This is a genomic window from Actinomycetospora chiangmaiensis DSM 45062 (genome assembly GCF_000379625.1).
Classification (GTDB): Bacteria; Actinomycetota; Actinomycetes; order Mycobacteriales; family Pseudonocardiaceae; genus Actinomycetospora; species Actinomycetospora chiangmaiensis.
This window is the reverse complement of the sequence record NZ_KB903248.1, coordinates 165,265-177,737: the sequence shown is the minus strand read 5'-3', so window position 1 is coordinate 177,737 and position 12,473 is coordinate 165,265. Positions and strand designations below refer to the sequence as shown.

Sequence of the window (12,473 nt, the reverse complement as noted above, 5' to 3'; positions counted from 1 at the left end):
GGGACCCCTGTGACGTCCCTGTAACACCGTCTCCTTAGGGTCGCGAGCATGGATCGGCAACAGGAGTTCGTCCTGCGGACGCTGGACGAGCGCGACATCCGCTTCGTGCGGCTGTGGTTCACCGACGTCCTCGGGTACCTCAAGTCCGTCGCGATCGCTCCTGCCGAACTGGAGGGCGCGTTCGCGGAGGGCATCGGGTTCGACGGTTCGTCGATCGAGGGCTTCAGCCGCGTCTACGAGTCGGACATGGTCGCGAAGCCCGACCCGTCGACCTTCCAGGTGCTGCCCTGGGAGGACGCCGACGGCGACCACTACTCGGCGCGGATGCTCTGCGACATCACGATGCCCGACGGCTCGCCGTCGTGGGCCGACCCGCGCCACGTGCTGCGGCGCGCGCTCTCGCGCGCCGCCGAGGCCGGCTTCACCTGCTACGTGCACCCCGAGATCGAGTTCTACCTGCTCCGCGACCTTCCCGACGACGGGTCGGCGCCGGTCCCCGCCGACACCGGCGGGTACTTCGACCAGGCCAGCCACGACATCGCGCCCCACTTCCGGCGCCGTGCCATCGACTCGCTCGAGGCGATGGGCATCTCCGTCGAGTTCTCCCACCACGAGGGCGGTCCCGGGCAGCAGGAGATCGACCTGCGCTACGCCGACGCCCTGACGATGGCGGACAACATCATGACGTTCCGCTACCTGGTGAAGGAGGTGGCGATCACGCAGGGCGTGCGGGCCTCGTTCATGCCCAAGCCGTTCACCCAGCACCCCGGGTCGGCGATGCACACCCACGTCAGCCTCTTCGAGGGCGACCAGAACGCGTTCCACGACGCCTCCGAGCCCTACGAGCTGTCCAAGACGGGCAAGGCGTTCGTCGCCGGGGTCCTGCGCCACGCACGCGAGATGTCCGCGGTGACCAACCAGTTCGTGAACTCCTACAAGCGCCTCGTGGTGGGCGGCGAGGCCCCGACCGCCGTGTGCTGGGGCCACGCGAACCGCTCCGCGCTGGTCCGCGTGCCGATGTACTCGCCCGGCAAGGCGTCGTCGCGCCGCGTCGAGGTGCGCTCGCTGGACTCCGCCGCCAACCCCTACCTCGCCTACGCCGTGATCCTCGGCGCCGGCCTCAAGGGGATCGCGGAGGGCTACGAGCTGCCGCCCGCCGCCGAGGACAACGTCTGGTCGCTCACCGAGGGCGAGCGCCGCGCGATGGGCTACCAGACGCTGCCGCAGAACCTCGACGGCGCGCTCCAGGCCTTCGAGCAGTCCGACCTCATGGCGGAGATCCTCGGCGAGCACGTCTACGACTTCTTCCTGCGCAACAAGCGCAGCGAGTGGGACGCCTACCGCCGCAACGTCACGCCCTACGAGCTGGCCACGTACCTGCCGACGCTCTGAGCACCGGCCGGGCGGTGTCAGCCGTGGCACACGGCTGACACCGGACGTCAGGACGGCGCCACGCGCACGTCCTGCGACCCGTCGTCGGGAACCGGCCGGACTAGGCTCGCCGGAGTGACGACCCCTCCCGTCGCGCGCGACCGCCGTCCTGCTCGCGCGCCGGCCCGTCTCGGGTTCACCGAGCCCGACGCCGGCCAGCGCCTGGCCGACCTGGGCTGGTGGGACGGCGACGACGCCGTGCCGGCCGCGGCCCTCGTCGTCTGGGCCCTGGCGCGGGCCGCGGACCCGGACCTCGCGCTCTCCGTCGTGGAGCGGATGCGGGACGCGCTGGGGGAGTCGTGGTCCGAGCTCGAGGCGGCGCTGCGGGTCGACCAGGGGCTGCGCGGCCGGTTGTTCGGGGTGCTCGGGGGATCGACGGCGCTGGGGGACCACCTGGTGTCGCAGCCGGAGCGGTGGCGGCTGCTGCGGACCGTCCTCGCCCCGGGCCGGGTGCACGACGCCTCCCGGCTGCCCAGCGCGGCCGACCGCTGCCGCACCCACCTCGACGCGGTCGGCGCGGAGCCCGACGCCCACGCCCCGGTCGCGGGCGTCACCGGACCGGCGGCCGTGGAGCTGCTGCGCCTGGCGTGGCGCGACGACGTGCTGCTGCTCGCCGCCGCCGACCTGCAGTCGGTGTGCGAGCCGGAACTGCCGTTCTGGCCGGTCGACGTCATCTCCGGGCAGCTCGCCGACGTGGCGTCGGCGGGGCTGGCCGCGGCGCTCGCGGTGGCCCGCGCCGAGGTCGGGGCGGAGCGCGCCGCGGACGTCCGCCTCGCCGTCATCGGCATGGGCAAGTGCGGCGGGCGGGAGCTGAACTACGTCTCCGACATCGACGTCATCTTCGTGCACGACGGGCCCGGGGACGTCGCGACGCGGCTCGCCGCGACGATGATGCGGGTCGCCACCGAGGCGTTCCTCGAGGTCGACGCGAACCTGCGCCCGGAGGGCCGGCAGGGACAGCTCACGCGGACTCTCGACGGGCACGTCTCCTACTACCGCCGGTGGGCGCGGACCTGGGAGTTCCAGGCGCTGCTCAAGGCCCGGCCGGTCGCCGGCGACCTCGAGCTGGGCCGGGAGTACTGCGAGGCGCTGGCCCCGATGGTGTGGAGCGCGGCCGAGCGCGACGACTTCGTGGCCGACGTCCGGGCCATGCGCAAGCGGGTCGAGGACCACATCCGCCACGACGTCGCCGACCGCGAGCTCAAGCTCGGCCGCGGGGGCCTGCGCGACGTCGAGTTCGCCGTGCAGCTGCTGCAGCTGGTGCACGGTCGCGGCGACGAGTCGCTACGCGGGCAGAACACCCTGGAGACGCTCGCGGCGCTCGGCGAGGGCGGCTACATCGGCCGGGACGACGCCGCGAACCTCGCCGCCTCGTACCGCTTCCTGCGCCTGCTCGAGCACCGGGTGCAGCTGCAGCGGCTGCGCCGCACGCACCTCTTCCCGTCCGACGACGACACCGCGGGCCTGCGCTGGCTCGCCCGCGCGGCGAAGTTGCGCCCGGACGGGCGCCGGGACGCGGTCGGCGTGCTGCAGGCCGAGCGCTCGCGCACCACCGTGCGGGTGCGGCGGCTCCACGAGAAGCTCTTCTACCGGCCGCTGCTGGAGTCGGTGGCCCGGGTGGCCGGCTCGGACCTCGTGCTCACCGAGGCGTCCGCGACCCGGCGGCTCGCGGCCCTGGGCTGGAGCTCGCCGGCGGGGGCGCTGAAGCACGTCGCCGCGCTGACGGCCGGCACCAGCCGCGCGGCCCGCATCCAGCGGGCGCTGCTGCCCGTGCTGCTCGACCAGCTCGGCCACACCGCCGACCCCGACCACGGGCTGCTCGCCTACCGCAAGGTCTCCGAGGCGCTCGCGTCCACGCCGTGGTTCCTCGCCCTGCTGCGCGACGAGGGCCTGGCGGCGGACCGGCTGATGTACGTGCTCGGCACCTCCCGCTGGGTGGCCGAGATGATGCCGCGCTCGCCGGAGGTGCTGCGCCTGCTCGGCGGCGACGGCCCGTCCGCTGACCTCGTGGCCCGCGATCCCGGTGAGGTCGCCCAGTCGTTGCGCGCGGCCGTCGCCCGGCACACCGACCCGCGCTCGGCCGGCAACGTGGCCCGCTCGCTGCGGCGCGTGGAGCTGCTGCGCGTGGCCTGCGCGGACCTGCTCGGGCTCACCGACGTCCCGAGCGTGTGCCGGGCACTGACGAGCGTCTGGGCGGCGGTGCTGCAGGCCGCCCTCGACGCGGCGGTCCGGGAGCGGGCGGGCGACACCCCGCCGCCCGCCACGATCGCGATCGTCGGCATGGGCCGGCTCGGCGGCGGGGAGCTCGGGTACGGGTCCGACGCCGACGTCGTCGCGGTCTGCGAGCCCGCACCGGGCGCGAGCGACCAGGAGGCGACGACCTACGCGCGCGGCGTCGTCGAGTCGGCGATCGCCGCGCTCGGCGCGCCGAGCCCGGACCCGGCCCTCGAGGTGGACACCAAGCTGCGGCCCGAGGGCCGCAGCGGTCCGCTGGTGCGCACCCTGTCGTCGTACGCGGACTACCTGCGCCGCTGGGCTCAGACCTGGGAGTGCCAGGCCCTGCTGCGCGCCCGCCCCGTCGCCGGCGACGAGGACCTCGGCCGCCGCTTCACCGAGATGATCGCGCCCTACCGCTACCCCGAGGGCGGGCTGGGAGAGGAGCAGGCGACGGAGATCCGGCGGATGAAGGCCCGCGTCGACGCCGAGCGCCTCCCACGCGGCGCCGACCGCGCGCTGCACACCAAGCTCGGCACCGGCGGCCTCGCCGACGTCGAGTGGACGGTGCAGCTGCTGCAGCTCCAGCACGCCGGCGCGATCCCGTCGTTGCGGACGCCGTCGACCCTCGACGCGCTCGACGCCCTGCAGGCCGCCGACCTGCTCACCGCCGAGGACGCGGAGGCGCTCGCGGCGGGCTGGCGGACCGCGACCCGCGCCCGCGGGATCGCCACGCTCGTCCGCGGCAAGCCGACCGACCAGTTGCCGCGCTCGGGCCGCGAGCTGGCCGGGATCGCCTCGGCGCTCGGCTTCCCGGAGGACGACCCGGGCGAGTGCATCGACGAGTACCGCCGCATCACCCGCCACGCCCGCGCGGTGGTGGACCGGGTGTTCTCGGCGGTGTGACCGTGGATCTCCACGGTCCCGCGCTCGACGCCGCCCGCGCGTTCGCCGACCGCTGGCTCGCCTCGCTGCCCACCCGCCCGGTCGGCGTCCCGGCCGACCCCGCGGCCCTGCGGGCCCGGCTCGGGGACCTTCCCGACGACGGGGTCGGCGCGGTCGAGGTGCTCGAGCACCTCACCGCGGCGATCGAGCCCGGCCTGGTCGCCAGTGGTGGCCCGCGCTACTTCGGGTTCGTCACGGGCGGGTCGCTGCCGGTGGCCCTCGCGGCGGACTGGCTGGTGTCGGCGGCCGACCAGGACGCGGCCGTGGCGGTGATGTCGCCGGGTGCGGCCGTCGTGGAGGAGGTCGCCGGGCGCTGGGCGCTCGAGCTGCTCGGCCTGCCCGCGGACGCCGCGGTCGGGTTCGCGACCGGTGCGCAGACCGCGAACATCGCCTGTCTCGCCGCCGCCCGGCACGCGCTGCTCGCCGCCGCCGGGTGGGACGTCGAGGCGGACGGGCTGGCGGGCGCGCCGGCGGTGACGGTGCTGCTCGGGGCGGGGGCGCACGCCACCGTGGTGCAGGCGCTGCGGCTGCTCGGCTTCGGGGCCCGGCGGGCCGTCCGCGTCGCGGCCGACGCGCAGGGCCGGATGCTCCCCGCCGCGCTGGCGTCGGCGCTCGCGGCCGTGCCGGGCCCGGTGCTGGTGTGCGCCCAGGCGGGGCACGTCAACACCGGGGCGTGCGATCCGCTCGACGAGATCGCCACCGTTCTCTCCGGGCACCGGGCCGCCTGGCTGCACGTCGACGGGGCCTTCGGGCTGTGGGCGGCCGCGTCGCCCTCGCGGCGCCACCTGGTCGCCGGTGCGGAGCGGGCCGACTCGTGGGCGGTCGACGGGCACAAGTGGCTCAACCTCCCGTACGACTCGGCGCTCGCCGTGGTCCGGGACGCCACGGCCCTGACGACGGCCCTGTCGGTGTCGTCGCCCTACCTGCCGCTCGGGGAGCTCGACCCGTCGACGCGCACGCTCGAGAACTCCCGCCGCGCCCGGGGCGTGCCGGTGTACGCGGCGCTGCGGGCCCTGGGCCGCCGTGGCGTGGCCGACCTCGTCGACCGGTGCTGCGATCTCGCCCGCCGCGCCGCCGACCGGTTCGCGGCCGGTGGCGCGGAGGTCCTCAACGACGTGGTGCTCAACCAGGTCCTGGTGCGGGTCCGCGGGGTGGACGTCGCGGACCTCGCCCGCGCGGTGGCGGCGGACGGCACCTGCTGGGTGGGCACCACGGTGTGGGACGACGCCCCGGCGCTGCGGTTCTCGGTGTCGAACTGGTCGACCACCCCGGAGGACATCGACCGCTCGGTCGACCGCATCCTCGCCCTGCGCGACGAGCTCGCGGGGTAGGCGCCTCGCCGGACACGTGGACGGGCCGCCCGGCAGCAGCCGGACGGCCCGTCGTCGTGCGGTGGATCAGGCGAGCCCCACCCCGCAGCCCCCGCAGAAGCGGGCGCCGCCGGCGCGGGCGGCGCCGCAGTTCGGGCAGTGGCCCGGGCCGGTCGGGGCGTCGGCGACGGGAGTCACCGGGGCGTCGCTCAGCGGGGCCGGGTAGCCCGACGGCGGGGTCGCGACGGCGACCGCGGGGGCCTCCGGGGCGACGGTGGTCGCCTCGTGCCGCGGGGTGCTCGGCGCCGCCGGGGCGCTCGGCGCCGGGAACCCGACGGGGGGCGAGGCGGGCGCGGCCGGCACGGAGCCGGTCTGGCCGAACGGGGCGGCACCGAAGCCGGCCGGGGCCTGCTGCGGGACCGTCGGGCCGTACTGCTGCTGGTACTGCGGCGTGGCGGCCGGGGCGTACTGCAGCGGGACCTGGTAGCCGGTGGGCAGCCCGAAGCCGGGCTGGGCCACGTCGACCTGCGGGCCGGTCGGCACGGCGCGGCGCCGGCGGCTGACGACGACGCCCACGACGCACCCGCCGATGACCAGCACGAGCACCGTGCCGCCACCGATCAGGCCCCAGCCGAGCAGGCCCAGGCCGGTGTCACCGAACTGGTCGTGCGCCTGGACGGCCTTGTTCTTGTAGTCCACGGCGGCCTTGTTGCCCGGCGCGAGCGCGAGGACCTGGTCGAACTGCTCGACCGCGTCGGAGTAGTAGCCCTGGTAGTAGAGGTCCATCCCGGAGCGGTACGCGGCGTCGACGGGGCTCGGCGCGGTCGGGACCCCGTGGCGGGCCATCATCTCGGCGAGGCGGGACGTCGGGGCGACGAAGTTGAAGGAGTTGCCGCCGTCGCCGACGGCCTGGCTGTTGATGCCGATGGCCCGACCCTGCTGGTCGACCGTCGGACCACCACTCATGCCGTGGCCCATCTCGGTGGTCACCTCGGTGTAGGCGATGCCGTCCTGGGTCTGCTGCGAGCTGACCGCGCCCTCCTTCCAGGTGGGCGTCATGCTCGGGTCCATCGCGTCGTCCCGGGCGCCGGGGTAGCCGACCGACATGACCGGGGTGCCGGTCGGGGCCGGGCCGCCCGGAGCGACCTCGATGCTGAGCATGTTGTGGCCGTCGACCTTGAGCAGCGCCGTGTCGCCCTTGTTGTAGGCCTGGAAGTCCACGACCTTGGCGTCCATCGGCTTGTCGCCGGGGTTGGCGGTGGCGGGCAGCAGCTGCACGGTGATGGCCGGGGCGGCGTTCCCGGTGCCGTCGACGAACACGAAGTCCTGCAGCTGCTGGTAGACGGCGTTGGCGTCGTAGCCGGCCGCGCCGTACCGGTTGGCGACGGTGATGCGGGCCTGCATGGCCATCATGGCCGGGTCGACGCAGTGGCCGGCCGTGGCGATCCAGCCGTCGGAGGAGACGGTGAAGCCGGTGCAGCCGACCGAGAAGGCGTCGACGCGGGCGTACTCGCCGGTGTTCGGGTTGACGAGGAGGCCGGCCGCGGAGGTGATCTGGAGGCGGTCGACGGCGGGGAGCACCTCGCCGCTCACCTTCTCCGCGATCGGCGCGTGCGTCGGATCGGGGCCACCCCCACCATCCTGGGCCAGGGCTGGGGGTGCGGTGGCGAGCAGCGCGGCACCGGCGACCGCGACGGCGGCGAGGGTGGACTTCCAGGACGGCAGGGACGGACGCATCGCGGGCTCCTCACACTGAGTGACCTATTGGTGTCCGGTGAGCGAGTGCTTCACCTGTGTGGACCGCCATAGAGTCACACAGCGTGCGTATGGAGGCAAGCCTTGGGCGCCTGTCGCGCGGAGTTGTGTCGAAAAACGACGCTTCTCGCGGACAATGGTGACACTCCGTCGATCACTACGAGGAGTGACGTGTGCGGGTCGGCTGGCGTGGTGACCGGAGGACGCGTCATCATCGAACACGTGTTCGAGGAGCGTGGGCCGGCGCAGCGGCGCAACGACCGCTCGGGCGCCCTGCAGCGCACCGAGGTGCGGCGGGTCTGGGTGGACCTCGCCGTGGCCTACCCGCGGCCGGCGGGGCGTCCGCCCCGGTCGGTGCCCGACGGGGTCGACCTGCAGAGCCGGGTCCCCGGCGAGCTCCTCGGCTGGCGGCGGACGACGACGGGGGAGTGGGTCGGGTGGGTCTGCGTGCCCATCAGCCAGGGCGAGGAGATCCGGTACGTCTACCAGTACGTGGCGGCCGCGGCGCTCTCCCCGCGGGAGGACCTGCGCGACCGGCGGTAGGCCCTGTCGTCGCCGGAGGCGGGGCGGAGGCCGGGAACACGGAACGGCCCGGCCCCCGCGAGGGGACCGGGCCGTCCGGGGAGACGCAGCGGAGCGGAGCTCGACCGTCGACTCAGCCGATCAGGTGATCAGGTGATCAGCAGTTGTAGTACAGCTCGAACTCGTACGGGTGCGGGCGCAGCCGCAGCCCCGTGACGTCGTCGCGCTTGAGCTCGATCCACTTCTCGATCAGGTCGGACGTGAAGACGCCACCCTCGAGCAGGTAGTCGTGGTCGGCCTCGAGGTTGTTCACCGCGGCGTCGAGGCTGGCCGGCACCTGCGCGATGTTGGCGGCCTCCTCCGGCGGGAGCTCGTAGAGGTCCTTGTCGACCGGCGTCGGCGGCTCGATCTTGTTCCGGATGCCGTCGAGGCCCGCCATCATCATGGCCGCGAACGACAGGTACGGGTTGCCCGACGAGTCCGGGCACCGGAACTCGAGGCGCTTGGCCTTCGGGTTGTTGCCGGTGATCGGGATGCGCACGCAGGCCGAGCGGTTGCGGTTCGAGTAGACCAGGTTGATCGGGGCCTCGAAGCCGGGCACCAGGCGGTGGTACGAGTTCGCGGTGGCGTTGGTGAACGCCACGAGCGAGGGCGCGTGGTGCAGGATGCCGCCGATGTAGTGGCGGGCGAGATCCGAGAGCCCGGCGTAGCCGTTCTCGTCGTAGAAGAGCGGCTCGCCGCCCTTGAACAGCGACTGGTGGCAGTGCATGCCCGAGCCGTTGTCGCCGGCGATCGGCTTCGGCATGAACGTGACGGTCTTGCCCGCCTGCCACGCCGTGTTCTTGACGATGTACTTGAACAGCTGCAGGTCGTCCGCGGCGTGCAGCAGCGTGTTGAACTTGTAGTTGATCTCGGCCTGGCCGCCGGTGCCGACCTCGTGGTGCAGCTTCTCGAGCTCGAAGCCCGAGTTGGTGAGGTTGGTGCCGATGGCGGCGCGCAGGTCGGAGGTCTGGTCGGTCGGCTCGACCGGGAAGTAGCCGCCCTTGGCGGCGATCTTGTAGCCCTTGTTGCCGCCCGGCTCGTCGCGGCCGGTGTTCCAGGCGCCCTCGATCGAGTCGACCGCGTAGTACTGGGTCCGCATCGAGGACTCGTAGCGGACCTCGTCGAAGATGTAGAACTCGGCCTCGGGGCCGAAGAAGCACGTGTCGGCGACGTCGACCGTCGACAGGAAGTTCTCCGCCTTGCGGGCCACGTTCCGCGGGTCGCGGCTGTACGCCTCGAGCGTCAGCGGGTCGTGGACGAAGAAGTTCATGTTCAGGGTCTTCTGGGCCCGGAACGGGTCGATGCGCGCGGTCGCCACGTCGGGCAGCAGCGTCATGTCCGACTCGTTGATCGTCTGGAACCCGGTGACCGACGATCCGTCGAAGGCGAGGCCGTCCTCGAAGACGGCGTCGCTGAACTCCGAGGCGGGCACGGTGAAGTGCTGCATCTGGCCGGGGAGGTCGCAGAACCGGACGTCGACGTACTGCACCCCCTCGTCGGAGATGTACTTGAAGACCTCGTCCTTGTTGCTGAACACCCTCGCTGGCTCCTTCTCTGGCACTGTCAACACGGTCGAGTCACCCCGCCCGGCCGGGCTCGCCTCACCGTTTCGGGTGACCCGGACGCTAGGCGGCGCAGGTTTCTCGCTCGTCGCACCGTTGTTTCGCAGCAGTTAACGGGCGCGCCTCACAATGTCGCCCGGGTCGCTGGAGGCCCGTTCGGCGACGCTGCCGTGACGCCCCACGACGGTGCGGCACCGTAGCCTGTCAGAGTGTCGTGGTTTCGTGAATGGCTCACCGACGACGGGCCTGATCGGGCGCCTGGTGGTGACCCGGAAGGGCGCGGACGTCCGGTTCGTGCCGCGATCCCGACACGGGGCGTCCCCGCAGATCGGCCGAACGGGCGTCCTGCGTCGGTGCGCGGCGACGTGCGCCCCGCGGATCCCGACGACGGGTACCCCGGCAAGGACCTCGGTCTGCCGGAGTCGGGCCCCGGGGCGGTCGCGAGCCCCCCGCTGCGCCTCGGCCAGTTCGTGCTCGACCTGCTTGTCGGCGGCCTGGTCGCGGCGGCGATCAGCTTCCCGGCCCCCGCGACGCTGAGCCTCGTGGTCTGGGCGGTGCTCGTGACGCTCCCGGTCGCGGTGATCGGCCAGACGCCCGCGATGGTGCTCACCGGGATGCGGGTGCTGCGCGTCGACGGCGCCCCCCGGGTCGGGCTCTGGGCGCTCGCCCGGACCGTGTCGCTGTTCTTCGTGGTGCCCGCCGCGATCATGGACCGCGACGGCCGGGGCCTGCACGACCGCGTGAGCCGCACCGTCGTGATCCGCACCCGCTGAGCGGCGCTGCTCGCGGTACTCCGCGGCGAGGGTGGCGTCAGGCAGGTCGCGGACCGCCGCGGGATGCCTGGTGGGCATCTCGCGGGAGGACCCGGCGTCGGGAACGGGCTAGCGACGGCGGACCGTGCGCTGCATGCCCTTCATCTGCGCGCCCTTGGGCACCGGGCCCTTCGGCATCGCGGGGCCGCCGCGGCCGGCGATGGCGGCGAGCCGCTTCTCGATGGTGTCCATCTGCTCGCGGTCGATGTTACGGGGCAGCTTCGCCATGTGGCGCTGCAGCTTGGAGAGCTCGACCTCGCCCTCGCCGTTGCCCACCGCGACCTCGTAGATCGGGACCTGACCGGCGACGCGCGAGACCTTCTTCTTCTCCTGCGCGAGCAGGCCCTTGGTGCGGTGCGACGCGCCCTCGGCCACGAGGATGACGCCCGGCCGGCCGATGACCCGGTGCACGACGTCGAGCTGCGTGGTGCCGGCCACCGCCTGGGTGACGCGCCACGGCCCGCGCATGTTGTCCAGCGCCCAGCCGGCGGCCCCGGGCTGCCCGTCGGCCTTCGCGTACACGTTCTTCTGCACGCGGCGCCCGAACACGATCATCGCGATCGCGAGCCCGAGGATGACCCCGATCGGCACGAGGTACCAGGACTGCCCGATGAGCAGCCCGATCACGAGGAAGATCAGGGCCGTCACGACCACGGCGCCGATCATCAGCGGCAGGAGGAGCTTGTCCTCCTTGCGCTGCATCTGGAAGGCCTGCCAGATCTGCGTCCAGCGCTGCTTGCGGTCGGCGCGCGCAGCCTGCTTGGCGGCCTTCTTCTCTTCCTTGGTCGCCTTACCGGCAGTGCCCTTGGCCATGCCGTCCATTCTGCCGGATGGGTGCCTATGCGCGGCGCGCGAGGACCGATCCGACCTCCTGGCGGGCCTCGCCCTCGGCGGCGAGCTCCTCCATGCCCTCGGGCAGGGCCTCGCCGCGGTGCAGCTTGGCCTGCGCGTAGAGCCGACCGGCGCGGTAGGACGAGCGCACCAAGGGCCCGGCCATGACGCCGGCGATGCCCATCTCCAGGGCCGCGTCGCGGTGCTCGACGAACTCCTCGGGCTTCACCCAGCGCTCGACCGGGTGGTGGCGCAGTGAGGGCCGCAGGTACTGGGTGAGGGTGAGCAGGTCGCACCCGGCGTCGTGCAGGTCTTGCATCGCCGCGGTGACCTCCTCGGGGGTCTCGCCCATGCCGAGGATGAGGTTGGACTTCGTGACGAGGCCGGCGGCGCGCGCCTTGCGGATCACGTCGAGCGACCGCTCGTAGCGGAACGCCGGGCGGATGCGGCGGAAGATGCGCGGCACGGTCTCGAGGTTGTGCGCGAGGACCTCGGGGGCGGCGTCGAAGACGGGGCCGAGCTGGTCGTCCCGGTCGTCGAAGTCGGGGATCAGCAGCTCGACGCCGGTACCGGGGTTGAGGGCGTGGACCTGGCGGACGGTCTCGGCGTAGAGCCACGAGCCGCCGTCGGCGAGGTCGTCCCGGGCGACGCCGGTGATCGTGGAGTAGCGCAGGCCCATCTGGCGGACCGACTCGGCGACCTTGCGGGGCTCGTCGACGTCGAGCGGCGCGGGCTTCCCGGTGTCGATCTGGCAGAAGTCGCACCGCCGGGTGCACTGCTCGCCGCCGATGAGGAAGGTCGCCTCGCGGTCCTCCCAGCACTCGTAGATGTTGGGGCAGCCCGCCTCCTCGCACACCGTGGCGAGGCCGGCGGAGCGCACCATGCCCTTGAGCTCGGAGAAGTTCGGACCGGTCTGCACCCGGGTGCGGATCCAGTCGGGCTTCCGCTCGATCGGCGTCTGCGAGTTCCGGACCTCGAGGCGGAGCAGCTTGCGTCCGGCCGGGGCCGTGGGGTCAGCGCTCGTGGTCACGGGTACCAGACTACGCCCG

9 protein-coding genes are annotated in these 12,473 nt (G+C 73.4%); 5 read left to right on the top strand and 4 right to left on the bottom strand.

The genetic code is table 11. From position 1 onward, the window contains the following. Nucleotides 1–48 precede the first annotated feature (48 nt). The 3 genes from A3CO_RS0128985 to A3CO_RS0128975 all read left to right on the top strand — a co-directional run bounded on the left by A3CO_RS0128985 (nucleotide 49) and on the right by A3CO_RS0128975 (nucleotide 5,921). Nucleotides 49–1,392: a glutamine synthetase family protein gene (locus A3CO_RS0128985; protein WP_018335770.1), complete on the top strand. Its 1,344-nt coding sequence runs from the start codon at nucleotides 49–51 to the stop codon at nucleotides 1,390–1,392. 114 nt (nucleotides 1,393–1,506) lie between these two features. Further along, the gene (locus tag A3CO_RS0128980) at nucleotides 1,507–4,551 is read left to right on the top strand and encodes a bifunctional [glutamine synthetase] adenylyltransferase/[glutamine synthetase]-adenylyl-L-tyrosine phosphorylase (RefSeq protein ID WP_018335769.1); all 3,045 of its coding nucleotides are present in this window, start codon (nucleotides 1,507–1,509) and stop codon (nucleotides 4,549–4,551) included. A gap of 2 nt (nucleotides 4,552–4,553) precedes the next feature. Next, the gene (locus A3CO_RS0128975) at nucleotides 4,554–5,921 is read left to right on the top strand and encodes a pyridoxal phosphate-dependent decarboxylase family protein (RefSeq protein WP_033415223.1); all 1,368 of its coding nucleotides are present in this window, start codon (nucleotides 4,554–4,556) and stop codon (nucleotides 5,919–5,921) included. Nucleotides 5,922–5,987: 66 nt separating this feature from the next. On the opposite strand, the gene A3CO_RS0128970 is transcribed toward A3CO_RS0128975, so the two are convergent. Beyond that, complete coding sequence (locus A3CO_RS0128970; RefSeq protein ID WP_018335767.1) at nucleotides 5,988–7,637, bottom strand: trypsin-like peptidase domain-containing protein; 1,650 nt, start codon at nucleotides 7,635–7,637, stop codon at nucleotides 5,988–5,990. A gap of 240 nt (nucleotides 7,638–7,877) precedes the next feature. Between A3CO_RS0128970 and A3CO_RS34810 the strand changes: the two genes are divergently transcribed. Next, nucleotides 7,878–8,198 (top strand): hypothetical protein, encoded by a 321-nt coding sequence (locus tag A3CO_RS34810; protein WP_157647902.1) that lies wholly within the window; start codon nucleotides 7,878–7,880, stop codon nucleotides 8,196–8,198. Nucleotides 8,199–8,334: 136 nt separating this feature from the next. On the opposite strand, the gene glnA is transcribed toward A3CO_RS34810, so the two are convergent. Then, nucleotides 8,335–9,756, bottom strand: a complete 1,422-nt coding sequence (gene glnA / locus A3CO_RS0128960) for a type I glutamate--ammonia ligase (RefSeq protein ID WP_018335765.1) — start codon at nucleotides 9,754–9,756, stop codon at nucleotides 8,335–8,337. Nucleotides 9,757–10,134: 378 nt separating this feature from the next. On the opposite strand from glnA, the gene A3CO_RS0128955 reads away from it, so the two are divergent. Next, a complete protein-coding gene (locus A3CO_RS0128955; protein WP_018335764.1) occupies nucleotides 10,135–10,554 on the top strand; it encodes an RDD family protein in 420 nt (139 codons plus the stop codon). A 108-nt stretch (nucleotides 10,555–10,662) separates the two neighbouring features. On the opposite strand, the gene A3CO_RS0128950 is transcribed toward A3CO_RS0128955, so the two are convergent. Both A3CO_RS0128950 and lipA read right to left on the bottom strand, forming a co-directional pair. Beyond that, nucleotides 10,663–11,406: a DUF4191 domain-containing protein gene (locus A3CO_RS0128950; RefSeq protein WP_018335763.1), complete on the bottom strand. Its 744-nt coding sequence runs from the start codon at nucleotides 11,404–11,406 to the stop codon at nucleotides 10,663–10,665. A gap of 25 nt (nucleotides 11,407–11,431) precedes the next feature. Continuing rightward, nucleotides 11,432–12,454, bottom strand: a complete 1,023-nt coding sequence (gene lipA / locus A3CO_RS0128945; protein WP_018335762.1) for a lipoyl synthase — start codon at nucleotides 12,452–12,454, stop codon at nucleotides 11,432–11,434. Nucleotides 12,455–12,473 lie beyond the last annotated feature (19 nt).

Bases quoted from the DNA above. Each gene is read 5' to 3' on its own strand.
- A3CO_RS0128985 (WP_018335770.1), top strand. From the start codon at position 49: ATGGATCGGCAACAGGAGTTCGTCCTGCGGACGCTGGACGAGCGCGAC.
- A3CO_RS0128970 (WP_018335767.1), bottom strand. From the start codon at position 7,637: ATGCGTCCGTCCCTGCCGTCCTGGAAGTCCACCCTCGCCGCCGTCGCG.
- A3CO_RS0128950 (WP_018335763.1), bottom strand. From the start codon at position 11,406: ATGGCCAAGGGCACTGCCGGTAAGGCGACCAAGGAAGAGAAGAAGGCC.